The 19481-nt window shown below is 63.9% G+C and carries 14 protein-coding genes; 8 read left to right on the top strand and 6 right to left on the bottom strand.

The window, feature by feature from the left end:
- Positions 1 to 125: 125 nt before the first annotated feature.
- The 6 genes from uvrB to ABEB22_RS13905 form a co-directional block, all read right to left on the bottom strand.
- A complete protein-coding gene (gene uvrB, locus ABEB22_RS13880) occupies positions 126 to 2312 on the bottom strand; it encodes an excinuclease ABC subunit UvrB (protein ID WP_339114891.1) in 2187 nt (728 codons plus the stop codon).
- A 167-nt stretch (positions 2313 to 2479) separates the two neighbouring features.
- Positions 2480 to 3835: an aspartate aminotransferase family protein gene (locus tag ABEB22_RS13885; RefSeq protein WP_349295594.1), complete on the bottom strand. Its 1356-nt coding sequence runs from the start codon at positions 3833 to 3835 to the stop codon at positions 2480 to 2482.
- Positions 3836 to 3856: 21 nt separating this feature from the next.
- Positions 3857 to 4927 carry a phosphotransferase gene (locus ABEB22_RS13890; RefSeq protein WP_349295595.1) on the bottom strand — a complete coding sequence of 357 codons (1071 nt, stop codon included), beginning with the start codon at positions 4925 to 4927 and terminating at the stop codon, positions 3857 to 3859.
- Positions 4928 to 4945: 18 nt separating this feature from the next.
- Positions 4946 to 6304, bottom strand: coding sequence for a hypothetical protein (locus ABEB22_RS13895; protein ID WP_349295596.1), 1359 nt, complete (start codon positions 6302 to 6304; stop codon positions 4946 to 4948).
- A gap of 9 nt (positions 6305 to 6313) precedes the next feature.
- On the bottom strand, positions 6314 to 7810 hold the full coding sequence (locus ABEB22_RS13900; RefSeq protein WP_349295597.1) for an amidase: 1497 nt from the start codon (positions 7808 to 7810) through the stop codon (positions 6314 to 6316).
- A gap of 108 nt (positions 7811 to 7918) precedes the next feature.
- Positions 7919 to 8137 carry a hypothetical protein gene (locus ABEB22_RS13905; RefSeq protein WP_349295598.1) on the bottom strand — a complete coding sequence of 73 codons (219 nt, stop codon included), beginning with the start codon at positions 8135 to 8137 and terminating at the stop codon, positions 7919 to 7921.
- 247 nt (positions 8138 to 8384) lie between these two features.
- Here ABEB22_RS13905 and ABEB22_RS13910 point away from each other — a divergent pair, with 247 nt between their 5' ends.
- The 8 genes from ABEB22_RS13910 to ABEB22_RS13945 are packed head-to-tail and all read left to right on the top strand — an operon-like array spanning position 8385 to position 19465.
- Positions 8385 to 9950 (top strand): ABC transporter substrate-binding protein, encoded by a 1566-nt coding sequence (locus ABEB22_RS13910; protein ID WP_406871195.1) that lies wholly within the window; start codon positions 8385 to 8387, stop codon positions 9948 to 9950.
- Between the two features lie 7 nt (positions 9951 to 9957).
- Complete coding sequence (locus tag ABEB22_RS13915) at positions 9958 to 10899, top strand: ABC transporter permease (protein WP_339114898.1); 942 nt, start codon at positions 9958 to 9960, stop codon at positions 10897 to 10899.
- Positions 10900 to 10920: 21 nt separating this feature from the next.
- Positions 10921 to 11832 (top strand): ABC transporter permease, encoded by a 912-nt coding sequence (locus ABEB22_RS13920; RefSeq protein ID WP_349295600.1) that lies wholly within the window; start codon positions 10921 to 10923, stop codon positions 11830 to 11832.
- Between the two features lie 12 nt (positions 11833 to 11844).
- Positions 11845 to 13464, top strand: a complete 1620-nt coding sequence (locus tag ABEB22_RS13925; RefSeq protein ID WP_349295601.1) for an ABC transporter ATP-binding protein — start codon at positions 11845 to 11847, stop codon at positions 13462 to 13464.
- Between the two features lie 11 nt (positions 13465 to 13475).
- Complete coding sequence (locus ABEB22_RS13930) at positions 13476 to 15005, top strand: M81 family metallopeptidase (protein WP_349295602.1); 1530 nt, start codon at positions 13476 to 13478, stop codon at positions 15003 to 15005.
- A 3-nt stretch (positions 15006 to 15008) separates the two neighbouring features.
- Positions 15009 to 16421, top strand: a complete 1413-nt coding sequence (locus tag ABEB22_RS13935; RefSeq protein WP_349295603.1) for an amidase family protein — start codon at positions 15009 to 15011, stop codon at positions 16419 to 16421.
- Positions 16422 to 16445: 24 nt separating this feature from the next.
- A complete protein-coding gene (locus ABEB22_RS13940; protein ID WP_339114903.1) occupies positions 16446 to 18056 on the top strand; it encodes a gamma-glutamyltransferase in 1611 nt (536 codons plus the stop codon).
- Positions 18053 to 19465, top strand: coding sequence for an amidase family protein (locus ABEB22_RS13945; protein ID WP_349295604.1), 1413 nt, complete (start codon positions 18053 to 18055; stop codon positions 19463 to 19465). Before ABEB22_RS13940 ends, ABEB22_RS13945 begins: the two co-directional genes overlap by 4 nt.
- The last annotated feature ends 16 nt before the right edge of the window (positions 19466 to 19481 follow it).

The raw sequence follows: 19481 nt of genomic DNA on the forward strand, positions 1-19481 counted from the left end.
GTTATATAAGCACTGATGCGCGCCACTCCAGAGAGGGCCCCGCGAAATCCACCGGCCTAACCGGATGCGCGGCGGATGCGGGCCGGCGGTGGCGGGCCGGCGCTAGCCGCCGTGTGGCTGCGGGCTCAGCGCTTCTTGCGGCGCTGCACATTGCCGCCGCGCTGGCCGGGGCGACCGGCGGTCGAACGGCCACGGGCATTGGTGGCGGCATCGGAGGCTTCCTCCACCGCCGATTGCCGTGCCATCGGATCATCCGAGACGGCAAGCTCCACAGCCTCCAGCCGCTTGACCTCGTCGCGCAGGCGGGCAGCTTCCTCGAATTCGAGGTTCTCGGCGGCCTTGCGCATCTCGATGCGCAGACTGTCGAGATGCGCCTGCAGGTTGGCACCCGGCTTGACCTTGTCGACCTTGGCGGTAACGCGCGACATGTCGGTGTCGCCCTGATAGAGCCCCGCCAGCACATCCTCGACATTCTTGCGCACGGTCTGCGGCGTGATGCCATGCGCCTCGTTATAGGCGATCTGTTTGGCACGGCGGCGCTCGGTCTCGTCCATAGCGGCCTGCATGGAGCCGGTGATCTTGTCGGCATACATGATGACACGGCCATCGGAGTTCCGCGCGGCGCGCCCGATGGTCTGGATCAGCGAGGTGGTCGAACGCAGGAAGCCTTCCTTGTCGGCATCGAGGATCGCGACCAACCCGCATTCGGGGATATCGAGCCCCTCGCGCAGGAGGTTGATGCCGATCAGCACGTCGAACGCCCCGAGCCGCAGATCGCGCAGGATCTCGATCCGCTCGATCGTGTCGATATCGCTATGCATATAGCGCACCCGCACGCCCTGTTCATGAAGATATTCGGTCAGATCCTCGGCCATGCGTTTGGTCAGCGTGGTGACCAGCGTGCGCAACCCCTTGGCCGAAACCTTGCGGATCTCGTCAAGCACATCATCGACCTGGGTGTCGACGGGCCGGATCTCGATTACCGGATCCAGAAGGCCGGTGGGGCGGATCACCTGTTCGGCAAAGATCCCGCCGGTCTGCTCCATCTCCCATTTCGAGGGCGTGGCCGAGACGAAGATCGACTGCGGACGCATCGCGTCCCATTCCTCGAATTTGAGGGGGCGGTTATCCATGCAGGATGGCAGGCGGAACCCGTGTTCGGCCAGTGTAAACTTGCGCCGGTAGTCGCCGCGATACATGCCGCCGATCTGCGGCACGGTGACGTGGGATTCATCGGCAAACACGATGGCATTATCGGGGATGAACTCGAACAGCGTGGGCGGCGGCTCGCCCGGTGCACGGCCCGTGAGATAGCGCGAATAGTTCTCGATCCCGTTGCACACGCCTGTGGCCTCGAGCATCTCGAGGTCGAAATTGGTGCGCTGCTCCAGCCGTTGGGCCTCGAGGAGCTTGCCCTCGTCATTGAGCTGCTTGAGCCGGAGCCCCAGCTCCTTGCGGATGCCTTTGGTGGCCTGATTGAGGGTGGGCCGGGGCGTCACATAGTGGCTGTTGGCATAGATCCTGATCTGCTCGAAACTGTCGGCTTTGGCACCGGTCAGCGGATCGAATTCGGTAATCGCTTCCAGCTCCTCGCCAAAGAAGGAGAACCGCCATGCACGGTCTTCCAAGTGGGCCGGCCAGAGATCCACCGTATCCCCCTTCACGCGGAACGATCCGCGCACGAAGGCTGCATCAAGGCGCTTATATTGCTGCGCCACCAGATCGGCGAGGAACTTGCGCTGCTCGTAAAGCTCGCCCACCTTCAGATCCTGGGTCATGGCCGAATAGGTCTCGACCGAACCGATACCGTAGATGCACGAGACCGAGGCCACGATGATCACATCGTCCCGCTCCAGAAGGGCGCGGGTGGCCGAGTGGCGCATCCGGTCGATCTGTTCGTTGATCTGGGATTCCTTCTCGATATAGGTGTCCGAGCGGGCGACATAGGCCTCGGGCTGGTAGTAATCGTAATAGGATACGAAATACTCGACGGCATTCTCTGGGAAGAAGCCCTTGAACTCGCCGTAAAGCTGGGCGGCCAGCGTCTTGTTGGGCGCAAGGATGATCGCGGGGCGCTGCGTCTCCTCGATGATCTTGGCCATGGTGAAGGTCTTGCCGGTCCCCGTTGCCCCCAGAAGCACCTGATCGCGCTCGTCGTCGCGCACGCCCTGGCTCAGCTCGGCAATTGCCGTTGGCTGGTCGCCTGCGGGCGAGAATTCCGAATGCATCACGAAACGCCGCCCGCCTTCCAGCTTGGGCTTGGTCAGCACATCGGGGCGTTCGGTGGGGAGATTGGTGTTGTTATGGGGCATGAACCTCTACCTATCGGGGCTGCGCCTTAGATGTGGCCCGAGGGGGGCGGCTTTCAAGAGGTGCTGCTTGCCGTCTGGGCGGATGTTCACGATATTTTCTCGCGCGGGTCAATGCCAAAAGGTCCGGATCGCGCGAACCGGACCTTTCTTGCGCATAGGAGCAGCCGTTACAGGGCCAGAACCTCTTCCAGCGTGTCCAGAAGCCAGTCGGCATCGGCTTGCGAGAAGACCAGTGGCGGGCGGATCTTGAGCACATTGGCCGCGGGGCCGGTGGCCGAGATCAGCACGCGGCGTTTGCGCATCTCGTTGACGATGGTCGCCGCTTTCGTCGCATCGGGGGTCTTTGCCGCGCGGTCGCTGACCATCTCCACCCCGATATAGAGGCCTGCGCCGCGCACATCCCCGATGCTGTCATGGGTCTTGGCCATAGCCGCGATCCCCTCGCGCAGCACCGCGCCGATCTTGCGCGCATTCTCTTGCAGCCCCTCGCCAATCAGCACCTCGCGGGTGGCATTGGCCGCAGCCATCGCCACGCCATTGCCGCCGAACGTATTGAAATAGCGCATATCACGGCCAAACTCGGCCACCACCTCGGGGGCCACCGCAATGGCCGCCACGGGGAAGCCGTTGCCCATCGGTTTGCCCATCGAGATGATATCGGGGTCGATCCCGTGGCGCTGGAAGCCCCAGAACGCCTCGCCCGAGCGGCCAAAGCCCGATTGCACCTCATCCGCAATGAACAGCCCGCCCGCAGCATGGACCGCCTCGATCACCGGCTTGAGCACCTCGGGGGTGGCATAGACGCCGTCGGAGGAAAACAGGCTATCGGCGACAAAGGCCGCCAGCCCGTCGCCATGGCGTTTGAGAAGATGCGCCTCGCGGGTGATCGCCTCGGCCATCATCCGGCCCAGTGTTGCGGGGTCGTGGCGGTAGCTGTCGGGGGCGGGGATGCGGCGCACCCATGTGCCCAAGGGTGCATTCTCGCCCAGCGAGGGCGAGAAGCCCGCCGTCAGTTCCGAATTGCCGTGATAGGCCTCTTCGGTGACGATGATCCCCCGCCGCCCCGTATGGTGTTTGGCGATGCGCAGCGCCAGATCATTGGCCTCTGATCCCGTGCAGGTGAACATCATATGCCCTTCCGCCCCGATCCGCCCGCCGAAACTGGGCAGCATCGCCTCGGCATAGCTCAGGATACCCTCCTGTATATAGCGGGTATGGGTGCAAAGCGTGGACATCTGGCGATGCACCGCCTCCACCACATGCGGATGGCAATGGCCGACCGAGACCACGTTGTTATAGGCGTCGAGATATTCGCGCCCCTGACTGTCCCAGAGCCGCGTGCCCTGACCACGGCAGACCTCGACCGGCTCCTGATAGAAGAGCCGGTAGGCGGGGCCGAGCAGCCGCGAGCGCCGCTCGATCGCGTGGCGGAGCGCGGGGTCGAGATGGTCGAGGCTGTTCGGGTCGAAGGCATTGACCATTTTGCCGCCCGTCTGTGCGGGCAGGGGGGAGACGACATTCATGGGAAGGTCCTTGGAGTGGCTTTACAGAAGGCGGGTGGAGAGTTTGGCGGGGTCCTGACACAGATACCAGTCGAGCTGGGCCCAGCCCTGATTGGTATTGCGCAGGATATAGGTGCGGTTCTCGGGGAATTTCTTGGCCCGCCAGAGGGTCAGCAGCGCGCGGGTGACCACGCGGGCAAAGACCAGATGCGGCAGCAGCCGGCGCTCGGTGGGGCCGAGGGGCGCATGGGCGATATGGCCCTCGAAGAGCCGCGTGGCTCCGGTGAACATCTCCTCATGGCCCAGTTCTGTCTCGTCGCGCGGCAGCTGGTTGAGCATCGCGGTCGAGAGGTCAATGGCCACGGCTGTTTCCACCACATCGCCGAAATCGATGATGCCGGTCAGCGATTGCGCCCGGGTGCGGTCCACAAGGAGATTGGAGCGGCTGAAATCATTATGCAGGATCTGGCGGGGCAGGGCGTTGATCCGGTCTGCCATCGCGGTGATCTGGTCGAAGGCCATGGTGAGCGGTTTGCGCTGGCGCGGGTCGTCCACATGGTCCAGGAGCCCCGCAAGCGCCGGCAGGTGGCGCACATCCCATGCGATCTGGCGGGCGGCAAAGGGGTGGCGGAAATCGGCCATGGCCAACCGCAGCCGCGCGTTGATCTCGCCGATCCGGTATTGCTCGGCGGCCACGGGGGGGAGGGTATCGAGCACATCGCCCTCGAGATAGCTCATCATCCGTGCAAGGCGTGGCCCATCGGGGCCGGGCAGTGCCACCAAGGCACGGCCATCACGCGCGGGCAGCACCTGCGGCACCGGAAGATCGGGGGCACGGGCCTTCAGATGCAGGAGCGTTTTCACCTGAAGATCCAGCTCCTGCGCACTTTCCGCAGGATTGGCGATCTTGAAGATCAGCTTGGTGCCCGAGGAGATAAGCGCGAAAGTGTCATCCTTCTCGGTATCGAGCCGCGTCAGCTGGCCCTCGATCCCCCAGATCTCCTGCGCCAGTTTGGCGGCCTTCGAAGCTTCGATCCGCGTGCAGGCGGCGGAGAGCGCGCCGAGGTCGATCTGCGGTTGCTCGGTGATGCGGGTGTCGGTGGCGGGGGGCAAACGGGTCTCCGTTCTGGGTTAGGAATGGGAGGGGTGCAAAGCGAGTGCCTCGCGCGCGCTTCGGGTGGTGCGCGGGATTGCGCGGTTGAGATCCGCCAGATAAGGCCCCCGCGCATCGGGGCTTTGCGGGCGGTCGGCGTGGTCCTGCAGTGCCGCATCGACGATCTCGCGATAGGCGCGGGCGGTGCGCTGGGTGATGACGTTACGCGTGGCGCTATCGGCGTTCTGTGCCAGAGCCAGCTCGGCCCTCGCCTTGTGGATCATACCGTTGAACTGGGCGCGCAAGGCGCTGGCATGGGAGATGTAATCGGGCTCGATCAGACGTTGCAGACGCTCGATATCCCACCATTGATCGGGATCGGTGATCTCCTCGGGTTGGGTCCAGTCATGCGGCAGCTCGCAATCAAGCCAGAGCGGAATGAAGCCCGACAGGCAAGGCGAGGCGAGGCTTGCCCAGATCTCGCGCGGGGCATCAGGTTGCGCAGGCAGCGCCACGATCATCGAGGCGGCGGTTTCCGAGCCGAAATCGGGTTTTACCCCGTGCATGCAGACACAGGCCTGACCATCGGCACCCGGAGACCAGTCGGGGGCGCCGCCATGATCGCGCAGCACCTCGATCATCTCGCCCAGCCCGATTTTGCCTTGGGGCAGGCCCGCCACTTTCGCGCGTGACATGGCCAGCCGCGCGCGGCAGCTGGGCAGATTGGCGCGGGTGGTGTCGGTATAGGCGCGCGCCCAGTCAAAGGGCGTGCCAGCCTCGTGCCAGCCTTGCGCTGTGGCAAAGGCTTCGGCCCGATCCGAGATCAGATCATAATCGGACCCTATGGAATAGACATTGGAGATGGTGGCCCACCCCGTCACCCGCTTGGCAACCCAGTGGCGGCCTGCGCTTTCCACGACCCAGCCGGTGCGGCTATCGGCCAGAAGGAAGGCATTGTGATAGACCATCTCGCGGGTCAGCGCGGCAGCCCCGCCCTGACCATGCGCCTCGATCAGGCCGGTCAGCACCTCCAGCCCCTCATCGGCATCACAGGCGCGTTCGAGCGTCAGGCGTAACAGATCCATCCCCAGCAGGTTCGGGCCGGCACCGGCAGGCAGGCGCGACCAGACCGCCTCGTTGCCGATAGTCAGTCCGTGCTCGTTCACTCCATGCTCGAAGCCCCAGATCCACCACGGGCGCGAGCCGAGGCAGGCATGGGTGCGGCCCACCTGCGGCAGGTCGATATAGGTCGCGCGCACTCGGGCATCTGGTGCATGGGTCGCGGCCTCGACCCTCGTCAGATATTGCGCCTCGTTCGGCTCGCGGTCCGAGTTCTTGGCAAAATAGCTGCGCCCGTCTCGGGTCAGGGAGCCCAGCACCAGCATCGTATCACACATGGCAGGGCCTTATCCGAGCTTGGTCACATGGACCTTGGGCAGATGCCCTTGGTTCCATTTGCCGTCGATGGCGCGCTCGACCTGTGCCGCCAGTTGCAGCAGCAGCCCGTCATTGCCGATGGCGGCATGGACCTGCATCCCCAGTGGCAGGCCATTGGCATGGGCGGCCAGCGGCAGCGACATGCCCGGCGTGCCGCAAAGATTGTTGAGCGGCGTATAGGCGAAGAAGCCCCAAAGGTTCTGGAACCAGTCGAGCGCCGAGGGGGTCTCGGTGATCGTCAGATATTCGGTGGTGCCGATCGCGGGGGTCTCGCGTGCGGTGGTGGGCGTCAGCAGGATGTCCCAGTCCTGATAGACCGCGCCAAAGGCACGGGCGGTGGTGTTGAAATCGAGCTGCATATCGGCGCGGGTGGTGTAGCTGATATCCTTGCCCTGTTCCCAGATGCGGATATTCATCGGCTCGAAGAGATCCTCGGGCGGCGTCTCCAAGCCCTTCATCCGCAACAGGTTATTCACCACTTGCGCGAAATTCGAGATATAGCAGGTGGTCTGCGCGGCATAGGCTTTCTCGAAATCGACCTCTGGCGTGACGAATTCCACATGATGGCCGAGGCTCTCGAAAAATTCCGCCACGCGGGTCAGCTCGGCGGCAATATGGGGCGTGGCCGCATAGGGACCCCATTCATGCGAGACGGCGATCTTCAGCGGTTTCGGGTCGGCCTTGATCTGCTCGAGGAAGGGCTTTTCGGGATGCCAGAAGGGCATGAATTCGCCCGGCGCACCGCCGCGGCAATTATCGACAAAGGCCGCCGTGTCGCGCACCGTGCGCGAGATACAGCCCTGGGTCGACACGACAGAGGTGAAATCGGAATTGACCGGCGCGATGGAGAAGGTCCCGCGCGAGGATTTTAGCCCGATCGCCCCGCAGCAGCCCGCAGGGATACGGATCGAGCCGCCGCCATCGGTGCCATGCGCAAGCGGCAGCACGCCCGCGCCCACCATCACCGACGAGCCCGCCGAGGAGCCGCAGCTCGTAAAGCCCGTATCCCACGGGTTGCGGGTGACATACATCGCGGGGTTCTCGGCCGAGCTGCAGCAGCCGAATTCGGGCGTTGTGGTGCGTCCGATGATGTTGAGACCGGCCTCCTTGATCCTTGTGGTCAGGAAGGCATCACTCTGCGGGCGGTTGCCTTGCAGATAGAACGAGCCCTGTTCTTGCAGGCGGCCCGCCACGGTGGGGCCAAGGTCCTTCATCAGGAAGGGCAGGCCCGCGAAGGCGCCCTGTGGATTGGCCCCGTTGACGGTGCTGTCGGCGACCGCATCCTCGAAGACCTCGATCACCCCCGAGATCTCGGAATTGACACCATTTATGGCACGGGCGGCTTGCGATGCGACCTCCTCGGCGGTGATCTCGCCCGCCTTGATGCGCGCGGCAAGGCCCAGCCCGTCATGGGCGAACCATTCATCCCAGCTCATTACCTGCGGCTTATCCAGAGTGTCGGTCATGCGGTGTCTCCTGTTCGGCGCGCCGGTCCCGCCTGTCCGGTCGGGAGAGGATGCGCCAGTGGCGTGGGATACAGGAGGATCCCGCCGGAACATCTGGGCGGGCTTTGATCACGCAGGCGGATGACGCCGTGAAAACTCCTGCTTTCGGGTCAACGCTACTGGATTGTCGACAATTATCAATGCTGAATTTTTTTGACGTTTACGAGAAGGAATACGCTCCGTCCTGCAAAATGGGCCAAGCGCCGGTGCTGGCGGCAAGCCACTGATTTTAGAGATCAATAGCTGCCCGTTATAGACGGAATTTTCTGCACGAATGACGAAATCCATATAAATTTCAGACGATCAAAAAATCATCATTAGGATAGTAAGCCTCTTATATCATTCCGGAATTTTTCCGTCAAAAGTCTGCAACCAGCGCGTGATCGGGGCAAATTACGGGCTTTGCGGAACACAAGCTTGCCTGCGCGGAAGATCTGCCCTTAGGCTGGATGAGTGATTGTCGACAATCACCAACAATCCAAAGCACGACGTCCAACAGGAGATCATCATGTTTCTTCCGAAGTCCTCTTCGGGGCTGCTCAAAGGTGCGCTGCTCTCAGCCCTTCTTGGCGCCAGCTCCCTGACCGCGGCCCATGCCGAAACCACGATTACCGCCGTCATGAACGCGCCGCTCAGGGCGCTCGATCCGGCGATCAGCACGGCCTATATCCTGCGCAATTACGGCTATATGATCTACGATACGCTGCTGGCGCGTGACGAGGCGGGCAAGGTCCAGCCGCAGATGGCCAGCTGGAAAGTCTCCGATGACGGGTTGACCTACACCTTCACGCTGCGCGACGGGTTGAAATGGCATGATGGCACGCCGGTGACGGCGGCGGATTGCGTGGCCTCGATTGCGCGTTGGGATCAGGTCGACAAGACCGGTCAGGTGATGGCCAAGCTGATGAAATCCATGGACGTTGTGGATGATAAATCCTTCACCCTGACCTTTGGCGAGCCGACCGGTATCGCGCTTCTGGCGCTGTCGAAACCGTCCGGCATCGCGCCCTTCATGATGCAGAAAGCCGTGGCCGAGACGCCTGTCTCGACGCCGATCACCTCGACCATCGGCTCTGGCCCGTTCAAGTTCGACGCGGATGCCTATCAGCCGGGCGTGAAGGCCGTCTTCCTGAAAAACACCGATTACGTTCCGCGTGACGAGCCCTCCAGCGGCATGGCCGGTGGCAAGGTCGTGAATGTGGACAAGGTCGTCTGGACCACGATGCCCGACCCGATGACGGCCATGAGCGCGATGATGTCGGGCGAGGTCGATTTTATCGAGCAGGTGCAGCAGGATCTTCTGCCGTTGGTCGATGGCAATCCCGATTTCTACACGCAGGCCTTTGCCAAACAGGGCAGCCAGAACCTCGTGCGCCTCAACTGGACCCAGCCGCCCTTCGACAACCTGAAATACCGTCAGGCGGCGATGGAAGCCCTTGGTCAGAAGCCGATGCTGAACGCGCAGGTGGGCACGGGCGAGGACAGCTCGAGCACCTGTGCCGCCGTGTTCGGCTGCTCCGGCCCCTATGCCACCGATTACAAGGCCGATGAGGTCATCGACGCCCATCCCGAGAAGTCGAAGGAACTGCTGAAAGAGGCAGGCTATGACGGCTCGCCCATCATGCTGATGCAGGCCACCGATCTGGCCTCGCTTGCGCCGCAGGGCCCGGTGATCGCCCAGCAGCTGCGCGATGGCGGCTTCAAGGTTGATGTGGTCGCGATGGACTGGGCCAGCGTCGTGGCACGCCGCTCGTCCAAGGCACCGGTGGCCGAGGGCGGCTGGAACATCTTCTCCACCACCAATGTGCTGCCCGATGTGGGCGATCCGGTGGGCTTCATCGGCACGGCTGCAGGCGGCGATAGCGCCTGGTTCGGCTGGCCGGATGTGCCCGAGATCGAGAAGCTGCGCTCGGCCTTTGCCGAGGCGCCCGATACCGCCTCCCAGGTCAAGATCGCCAAGGAAATCGACCAGCTGGCCATCGATAATGTCGTGATGATCCCGATGGGGGAATTCGCCAATATCAACGTGGTCTCCTCCAAGCTGAAGGGCATGCCCGAGGCTGAAGCCCCCGTCTTCTGGAACGTGACCAAGTCGGAGTGATCCTGACATGCTGCTTTTCATCACCAAACGAATCCTGTCGGCCATCCCTGTGCTGTTTATGGTCGCGATCATCGTGTTTCTTGTTTTGCGCATGTCGCCGGGGGATCCGGCGGTGATGATTGCGGGGCCCAATGCGACCCCCGAGCAGCTTGAGCAACTACGCGAGAGCATGGGGCTGACAAAGCCCCTGCTCGAGCAACTCGTGATCTGGCTGGGCAATATGGCCCATGGCGATATGGGCACTTCGCTTATTTCCGGCCAGCCCGCGACCGCGCTCATCATGGACCGGTTCGGGCCCACGCTGGCGCTGAGCCTGTGCACCGTGGTGCTGGCGATTGCCGTCTCGATCCCGCTGGGCGTGATCGCGGCATGGCAACAGGGCAAATGGCTTGACCGGCTTGTGATGGCGGGCTCGGTTCTGGGCTTCTCGGTGCCGGTCTTCATCATCGGCTATGTGCTGATCCTTGTCTTCGCCCGCATCCTCCACTGGTTTCCGGTGCAGGGCTACCAACCGCTTGCCAATGGCTTCGGCGGGTTTATCGAGCGGCTCGTGCTGCCCTCCGTCGCGCTCAGTTTCCCTTATATCGCGCTCATTGCCCGCATCGTGCGCACCAATGTCATCGAGGTGATGAACGAGGATTACATCCGCACCGCCCGTGCCAAGGGCCTGCGCGAACGCTCGGTGCTGATGGGCCATGCACTCGGGAATGCGGCTGTGCCGATCATCACCATCATCGGCGTCTCGATCGCCATGCTGATCGGCGGTGTGGTGGTGACGGAATCGGTCTTCAACATCCCCGGTCTCGGGCGGCTCGTCCTCGATTCCGTTCTGGCGCGGGATTACACCGTCATCCAAGCCGTGATCCTTCTGTTTTCGGCCATTTATGTGGTGATCAATCTCTGCGTCGACCTGCTCTATGGCGTGTTTGATCCGCGCATCCGTCACTGACCCAAGCTCAGGAGATCTTTCATGAAATCCGATACGTCCGCCCTTGATGATGCGTCTGTCACCCTGCCGGAGATGGAGGGAAACCGCTCGAAATCCGGTCTTTTCGCGCTGATCGGCGGCATCTTCTCCAGCTGGCCTGCGCGGATCTCCGGCGCGGTGCTGCTGATCATCGTATTGATGTCGGTCTTTGCGCCTCTGATCACCGCGCATGACCCGATCCAGCTAGACCCCTCGGTGCGGCTCCAGCCGCCCTCGGGTGATCATATCCTCGGCACCGACAGCTATGGCCGCGACATGTTCTCGCGCATCGTCTACGGCTCGCGGATCTCGCTTCTGGTGGGAGCGGGCACGGTGGTGATCTCGATCCTCTTCGGGATGCTCATCGGGGTGCTGACCGGCTATTTCAAATGGGTCGATGCGATCCTTAGCCGCGTGATGGACGGGCTGATGGCCATTCCGGGTGTGCTTCTGGCGGTGGCGCTCGTGGCCATCTCGGGGGGCACGCTGACCACGGTGCTGATCGCGATCTCCATCCCCGAGATCCCGCGGGTGGCGCGGATGGTGCGTGGCGTCATCATGGGCGTGCGCAACGAACCCTATGTCGAGGCGGCCTCTGTTCTGGGCACCTCCATGGGCAAGATGGTCTGGCGGCATATGCTGCCCAATACGGTCGCGCCATTACTGGTGCAGGGCACCTATATCTTCGCCGCCGCCATCATGACAGAGTCGATCCTGTCCTTCCTCGGCGCCGGTGTGCCGCCCGAAATTCCCTCATGGGGCAATATGATGGCCGATGGGCGCAAGTTCTTCCTGCTCAAGCCCGAACTGATCTTCTTCCCCGGTGTCATGGTGTCGCTGACGGTGCTGAGCGTGAACATGCTGGGTGATGTGCTGCGCGACCAGCTGGACCCGCGCATGGCGAAACGCCTCTGAAAGGAACATGCTATGAAAGATGATGCAGAGGTCGTGCTCTCGGTCGAGGATGTCAGCATCGACACCCGTCCCAAGGGCGCCCGCCCCATCACCCGCAATATCAGCTTTACCGTGAAGGCCGGAGAGACGGTCTGTGTGGTGGGCGAGAGCGGCTCGGGCAAGTCGATCACCTCGATGGCGGTGATGGGTCTGTTGCCGAAAGACGCGCTGCAGGTCACCACGGGGCGTATCCTTCTGGATGGCGAGGATGTGCTGCAAGCTTCGCCCGCACGGATGCGCGCTCTCAGGGCTTCCAAGGTGTCGATGGTGTTCCAAGAGCCGATGACCGCACTCAATCCGGTGAAGACGGTGGGGGAGCAGATCGACGAGGTTCTGCGCATCCATACGAAGCTCTCCAAACCTGCGCGCCGCAAATCGGTCTTGCAGATGATGGAGCGGGTGCATCTGCCCGATGTGGAACGCATCTATGCCAGCTATCCGCACCAGCTGTCGGGAGGGCAGCGCCAGCGGATCGTGATCGCCATGGCGCTGATCTTGCGTCCGCGTCTCCTGCTGGCCGACGAACCTACCACCGCGCTCGATGTGACCACGCAGAAGCAGATCCTCAAGCTGATCAAGGAGTTGCAGGAAGAGGAAGGCACAGCGGTGGTGTTCGTCACCCATGATTTCGGGGTGGTCTCGGATATTGCCGACCGGATCGTGGTGATGAACCGCGGCGATCTGGTGGAAACCGGCACACGCGATGAAATCCTCGCCCGCCCGAAACAGGACTATACGAGGATGCTGATTTCCTCGGTGCCCTCGATGCTGCCGCGTTTTGCGCCGCTGCCTGCCGAGCCCAAGGTGCTCGATGTGATCGGCCTCGCCAAGACCTATGGCAAAGGCAGGAACGAGGTCAAAGCCGCGCGAGACATCACCTTCACCGTCCGGAAGGGCGAGATCACGGGGATCATCGGTGAAAGCGGCTCGGGTAAATCCACCGTGGCGCGCTGTGTGATGCGGCTGACCGACCCGAGTGACGGTGCGGTGCGTCTGCAGGGCAAAGATATCGTGCCGATGCGCGACCTGCGCGAGATGCGCAAACAGGTGCAATATATCTTCCAGGACCCCTACCGCTCGCTCAATCCGCGCCGGACCATCGCGCAATCGCTGATGGAGGGGCTTTTGAATTATGGCATGCCGGAGGCGCAGGCCCGCCGGAAAGCTGCCGAGACGCTGGAGCTGGTGAACCTTCCGGCCTCGGTGATGGACCGCTATCCGCACCAGTTCTCGGGCGGCCAGCGCCAGCGGATCGCCATCGCACGGGCGATCGTGATGGAGCCCGATCTGCTGATCGCGGATGAGGCCGTCTCGGCGCTCGATGTGTCGGTGCAGGCGCAGGTGCTCGATCTGCTGGAGGATATCCGCGACCGCACCGGTGTGTCGGTGCTGTTCATTACCCATGACCTGCGGGTGGCCGCGCAGATCTGCAACGCGCTCGTTGTGATGCAGAAGGGGCAGATCGTTGAACAGGGTGCCACGCGCGATGTGCTGATGAACCCCTCGCATCCCTATACCCGCGCGCTGATCGATGCCGCCCCCGCGCCCGAGTGGGATTTCCAAAACTTCCGCCCGCTCTTGCGGGCCGTGTGAGAGGAGAAGACATGCGTGTGCTGCTTGCCGGTTTCCAACATGAGACCAATACATTCGCCAAGGATCGCGCCGATATGGCGGCGTTCGAACATGGCGGCGGCTTCCCCGCGCTGTGTCGTGGGGCCGCGATTGCCGAGGTAATGACGCCCACGGTCAACCTCCCCGCGGCGGGCTTCCTGCGCGCGGCTAAAGCGGCGGGGGTAGAGGTGGACCCTCTCCTCTGGGCGATGGCAGTGCCCTCGGGGCCGGTGAGCGAAGCTTGCTACGAGAGCATCGCGGGCGAGATCTGTGATCTCGTCAGGGCGGGGCTGCCGGCCGATGCGGTCTATCTGGACCTGCATGGTGCGATGTGTGCCGAGCATCTCCCTGATGGCGAGGGCGAGTTGATCGAGCGGATCCGCCAGATCATCGGGCCGGATCTGCCGCTGGTGGTGAGCCTCGATCTGCATGCCAATGTGACCCGCCGGATGGTGGATCTGACCGATGCGCTGGTGGCCTACCGGACCTATCCGCATGTCGATAGCGCCGAGACGGGGGCGGCGGCCTTCGATCTCTTGCAAAAGCGGCTGGCCTTGGGGCGGCCTTTTGCACGGGCAATGGCGCGGGTCAATTACATGATCCCGATCTGCTGGCAATCCACGATGAACGCGCCCGCCGACGGGCTTTATGCCGCCTTGCCGCAGATTGAGGCCCAGACCGGCGCGATCAGCCTCTCCTATGCGATGGGCTTTCCGGCTGCCGATTTCGACGAATGCGGCCAGCTCATCTGGGCCTATGGCGAGGCCACACCCGAGGCCGAGGCTGCCGTGACAGCGCTCCTATCGAAGATCAATGACGCCGAGAGCGCCTTCCGGGGCAAGCTCTACACTCCCGATGAGGCCGTGGCCCATGCACTTGCGCGCAATGCGGAAGGCTGCGCGCCTGTCGTGATCGCCGATGCGCAGGACAATCCCGGTGCGGGCGGCAGTTCGGATACCACCGGCCTGATCAAGGCGCTGGTGGCCGCCAATGTTCCCAATGCCGCGGTCGGTGTCTTGTGGGATCCGCAGGCTGTGGCGCTGGCGCAGCGCGCGGGCGAGGGGGCGCAGCTCCCTCTTTCCCTTGGTGGCCATAGCGATGTGGAGGGCGATAGCCCCCTCGAGGCGGTCTTTACGGTCGAGCGGCTCTCGGACGGGCATCTGCGCACGCTTGGTCCCTATTATGGCACCCGCGATATGCATCTTGGCCCCGCCGCCTGCCTGCGTCTTGGCGGTGTGCGTATTGTCGTGGCCAGCCAGAAGGCGCAGATGGCCGATCGTGAGATGTTCCGCTTTGCCGGCGTCATCCCCGAGACGACCCCGATCCTCGTCGCTAAAAGCGCCATCCATTTCCGAGCCGATTTTGCCCCGATTGCGGGTGAGATCATCACCGCCACCGCTCCCGGAGCGATGATGATGCGCGCCACCGACTGGGTCTGGGCGCATCTGCGCGATGATCTGCGGCTGATGCCCGACGGCCCGACGCAGGCCGAACACCATGCCGCCACCCATGAGGAAGCCTGATCCATGAAAGATAATACAAGCACCGCGCTGTGGCAGATGTCGGCGGCGCAGACCGCAAGCGCCATCCGGCTGGGGCGCGTTTCGGCGCGGGAGGTGGCGCAGGCGCATCTGGACCGGATCGGGGCGGTGAATCCCGCGCTCAATGCCGTAGTCGATCACCGGCCCGACGATGTGCTGGCCCAAGCGGACCGGATCGATCAGCTGCGCGGGCGTGGCGCAGATCTGCCGCCGCTGGCTGGTGTGCCGGTGACCATCAAGATCAATCTCGACCAGAAGGGTTACGCTACCTCGAACGGCTTGCGCTCCAAGAAGGACCTGATTGCCACCGAGAATAACCCGGTGGTCGATGGGTTCCTCAAGGCCGGTGCGGTGCTGCTGGGGCGGACCAATACGCCTGCCTTCTCGGCGCGTTATTTCACCGATAACCAGCTGTTCGGCGCGACCCGCAACCCGCGCAACCCCGCGCTCACGCCGGGAGGGTCCTCGGGCGGGGCGGCCGCTGCGGTGACGGCGGGGATTGGTGCGATTGCGCATGGCAATGATATCGGCGGTTCGGTGCGCTATCCGGCCTATGCCTGCGGGGTCCACGGGCTGCGCCCCGGTCTGGGGCGGGTGGCGACCTATAATGCCAGCGGGCCCGACCGGAGCATCGGCTTCCAGCTGATGTCGGTGCAGGGGCCTCTGGCACGCACGGTCCATGATGTGCGTCTGGGCTTCGGGGCGATGGCGGGGCGGGATCTGCGCGATCCGTGGTGGTTCGGGGGCGAGGCCCCGCAGCCCAACCCCAAACGCGCGGCCTTCTGTGCCCATCCCGAGGGGATCGGGACCGACCCCGAGGTAGAAACCGCGCTGCGCGATGCCGCAGACCGTCTGCGCGATGCGGGCTGGGATGTGACCGAGCTGGACGCGATCCCGCCGCTCAAGGAGGCGAGCCGCATCATGCATATGCTCTGGGTGGCGGATGCGCCCGAGCGTATCCTGCAGGCGGCCATCGACGAGGGTGATCCGGGCGGGATCTTTGCCATGCAGGGTGCCATAGACTGGGTCGGTCCCGTCGGCCTGAGCGAGTTTGCCGATGCGCTGACCCGCCGTGCGGCGCTTGTGCGTGAGTGGCTGGCCTTTCTCGAGCAGTGGTCGGTGCTGTTGCTGCCGCCCTCGTCGCGGCTGCCTTTCCCCGTGGACGAAGACCTGAAAGGTGGCTTCAAGTCACTGACCGAGAACCAGTATTTCATGGCGGGCCTGCCCGCTATCGGGATGCCCGCGCTGATGGTCTCGACCGGTGTCGTGGGGGACAATATCCCCGTTGGCGTGCAGATCCTCTCGACCCGGGGGGGCGAGGAAACCTGCCTGCAGGCGGGCGAGGCGATCGAGGCGCGCGGAGTGCCTGCCGCGCCGATCACCCCTGATTTTATGTAACCTGTTTTCCGATACGGACCTGAAATGACCCTGACCGATATCCGCTCGACCCATGTGTCGCGCAACCTGTCCCTGACCAAACCTGCAGCCCGAAGCCCGCGTGGCATCGTGACCGCCCAGAACCGACATGCCGCCCAGATCGGCGCGGATATTCTGGCCCAGGGCGGCTCGGCTGTGGATGCCGCGGTGGCGACCTCCTTCGCGCTGGGGGTTCTCGAGCCATGGATGAGCGGGATCGGCGGGGTGGGGGCGATCCTTGTGCGCCCCGAAGGAGGCGAGGTTACGGCGATCGATGCGGGGGCGGTCTCGCCCGCCGCACTGGACCCGGATGATTTTCCGGTGGTCGAGGGCAAGGATGGCGATCTCTTCGGCTGGCCCAATGTGCTTGAGGACCGCAATGTGATCGGCGCGAAATCGGTCTGTATTCCGGGGCTTTTGCGGGGGCTCGAGGCCGCACATGCCCGCTTTGGCCGCCTGCCTTGGGCCGATCTGGTGGCGCCTGCCGTGGCGCTTGCCCGCGAGGGGCTGATGGTGGATGCCCATGTCACCGCTTGGGCGGCGCAGGAGATGGGGCGGATCCGCCGCAACGAGGCGATGGCCGCGTGGTTTCTGCCCGATGGTCTGCCGCCCGTGGCGCCTGCCGCCGTGGCGGGCAAGGTCGCGCGGCTGGCAAATCCTGCCTTGGCCGAAACGCTTGCGGTGATTGCCCGCGATGGGGCCGATGCGCTCTATCACGGCGCGATTGCCGAGGGGCTTGCCCACGACATTCAGGCTCTGGGCGGCTATCTGAGCAGCCATGATCTGGCAGGGTTCAAAGCCGAGGTCACGCCCGCCGCCTCCGAACCCTATCGTGACCGCGCTTTGCACTTTGTTCCTGTGCTCAATGGCGGCGTGACAGTGGCCCTGGCGCTGCGCCATCTCAATAAAACGCCCGCAGCCGATTGCCTGACCAGCGCCCGCGCTCTGGCCAAGGCGTGGGAGCATCGCTTTACTCGGATGGGCGACGGGGCCGAGCGGTCCTTGCCCAGCTGCACCACCCATTTCTCGGTGGTCGATGCCGAGGGCATGTGCGTGTCGATGACCCAGACGCTTCTGTCACTGTTTGGCTCGGCAGTGGTGTCGCCCTCGACGGGGATCCTCCTCAATAACGGGGTGAACTGGTTCGACCCGCGACAGGGACGGATCAACTGCATCGCGCCCGCCACCAAGGCGCTGGCCAATTACGCGCCGATGATGATGACCGGCGCTGGCGAGACGGTGGCCATTGGCGGTTCGGGCGGTCGCAAGATCCTGCCCGCAATCTATCAGGCGCTGATCCATCTGGTAGATCGCGGCATGTCGCTCGAGGAGGCGATTGCCGCGCCGCGCTATGATCTGTCGGCACCGCCCGTTCTGGTGGCGGATGCGCGGCTGGGGCAGGAGGTGATCACCACGCTGTCCGGGGAGTTTGACGTGGTGATGACCGACCGCGAGATCCAGCCCAACAGTTTCACCACTCTGGGGGCCGTGCGGCGGGTGGAAAACCCCATGAAGGAGGGCCCCGTCAACGAGGGCATGGTGGAGCCGTGGCACCTCTGGGCCGATGCGGTGGTCGAAGGTGAGGCGCTGATGCCGATGCAAGGAGATCTGACATGAAGGATACCCAAACGCCGGATGCCCTCTGGGCATGGCCCGCGACCCGTCTGGCCGCGGCAATCAAGTCGGGCGATCTGAGCGCACGCGAGGTGGCTTTGGCCCATATCGCACGGGTGGAGGCCACGAACCCCGCGATCAATGCCATTGTCGATTTCCAGCCCGAAAAGACCTTGGCCGCCGCCGATGCGGTGGATGCCAGACGTGCGCGCGGCGCGGCGGTGGGGGCTCTGGCCGGTGTGCCGGTCACGATCAAGGTCAATGTCGACCAGACGGGCTATGCCACGACCAATGGCCTGAAGGCACAGAAAGACCTGATCGCCCGAAGCAATAATCCGGTGGTCGAGAGCTTTCTGGCAGCTGATGCCGTGCCTTTGGGGCGCACCAATACGCCTGCCTTCAGCTATCGCTGGTTCACCAATAACCTGCTGCATGGGGCCACCCATAACCCGCGCAAGAGGGGGCTGACGCCGGGCGGGTCCTCGGGCGGTGCGGGGGCGGCGGTGGCCGCCGGTCTGGGCGCGATCGGCCATGGCACCGATATCGCGGGCTCGGTGCGCTATCCGGCCTATGCCTGCGGGGTGCACGGGCTGCGTCCTTCGGTCGGGCGGGTGGCCGCGTGGAACGCCTCCGGCCCCGACCGCACGATTGGCGGGCAGATCATGGCGGTCTCCGGCCCTCTGGCGCGGACGGTAGGGGATTTGCGGCTGGCGTTTCAGGCGATGCTGCGACCCGATGCCTGTGACCCCTGGGCGGTGCCTGCGCCGTTCCACGGGGCGGATCTGCCCAAACGCGCGGCGCTGTGCACCCATCCCGACGGGTCCGAGACCGCGCCCGAGCTGGTGGCCGCGCTTCATGCGGCAGCCGAACGGCTGCGCGAGGCGGGCTGGCAGGTGGATGAGGTTGAACTTCCTGCATTGGCAAGCGCCGTGCCGTTGCAGCTTACGCTGTGGATGGGGGATGGCTATGAGGCGCTTCTGGCCAGCGCCGAGGCCGAGGGCGATCCGGGTGCATTGGCCGCGCTGCGCGGGCAGGCGGAGTTTGTAAAAGGTCTGGGTCCCGATGCGATTGCCAAAGCCCTGACCGAACGGATGGCGATTGCGCGCGATTGGGGGCTGTTCATGGCGCGCTATCCGGTGGTGCTGCTGCCGCCCTCGGCAGAGCTGCCCTTTGCCGACAATCTTGATCTGGCCGATGAGGCCTCGTATAGGCGGGTCTGGACGGCCCAGATGTCGATGATCGGCCTGCCTGTTACGGGGCTTCCGGCGCTGACGCTGAATACCGGACTTCTGGAGGATGGCACGCCGGTGGGGGTGCAGATCGTGGCGCCGAAATTCCGCGAGGATGTGGCGCTTGGCTGCGCCGAGGCCATCGAGGCGCGCGGCCCGCAGGTGAGGGTGGCGCTTCCTTAAGAGAGGTCGGTCTATA

This window comes from Thioclava sp. 'Guangxiensis', from assembly GCF_045348365.1.
Lineage (GTDB): Bacteria > Pseudomonadota > Alphaproteobacteria > Rhodobacterales > Rhodobacteraceae > Thioclava > Thioclava kandeliae.

What these genes read in the sequence shown, in the direction of transcription:
- uvrB (WP_339114891.1), bottom strand. Translation starts at nt 2,312, where the DNA reads ATGCCCCATAACAACACCAATCTCCCCACCGAACGCCCCGATGTGCTG.
- ABEB22_RS13885 (WP_349295594.1), bottom strand. Translation starts at nt 3,835, where the DNA reads ATGAATGTCGTCTCCCCCCTGCCCGCACAGACGGGCGGCAAAATGGTC.
- ABEB22_RS13895 (WP_349295596.1), bottom strand. Translation starts at nt 6,304, where the DNA reads ATGTGTGATACGATGCTGGTGCTGGGCTCCCTGACCCGAGACGGGCGC.
- ABEB22_RS13900 (WP_349295597.1), bottom strand. Translation starts at nt 7,810, where the DNA reads ATGACCGACACTCTGGATAAGCCGCAGGTAATGAGCTGGGATGAATGG.
- ABEB22_RS13905 (WP_349295598.1), bottom strand. Translation starts at nt 8,137, where the DNA reads ATGGATTTCGTCATTCGTGCAGAAAATTCCGTCTATAACGGGCAGCTA.
- ABEB22_RS13915 (WP_339114898.1), top strand. Translation starts at nt 9,958, where the DNA reads ATGCTGCTTTTCATCACCAAACGAATCCTGTCGGCCATCCCTGTGCTG.
- ABEB22_RS13920 (WP_349295600.1), top strand. Translation starts at nt 10,921, where the DNA reads ATGAAATCCGATACGTCCGCCCTTGATGATGCGTCTGTCACCCTGCCG.
- ABEB22_RS13925 (WP_349295601.1), top strand. Translation starts at nt 11,845, where the DNA reads ATGAAAGATGATGCAGAGGTCGTGCTCTCGGTCGAGGATGTCAGCATC.
- ABEB22_RS13930 (WP_349295602.1), top strand. Translation starts at nt 13,476, where the DNA reads ATGCGTGTGCTGCTTGCCGGTTTCCAACATGAGACCAATACATTCGCC.
- ABEB22_RS13935 (WP_349295603.1), top strand. Translation starts at nt 15,009, where the DNA reads ATGAAAGATAATACAAGCACCGCGCTGTGGCAGATGTCGGCGGCGCAG.
- ABEB22_RS13940 (WP_339114903.1), top strand. Translation starts at nt 16,446, where the DNA reads ATGACCCTGACCGATATCCGCTCGACCCATGTGTCGCGCAACCTGTCC.
- ABEB22_RS13945 (WP_349295604.1), top strand. Translation starts at nt 18,053, where the DNA reads ATGAAGGATACCCAAACGCCGGATGCCCTCTGGGCATGGCCCGCGACC.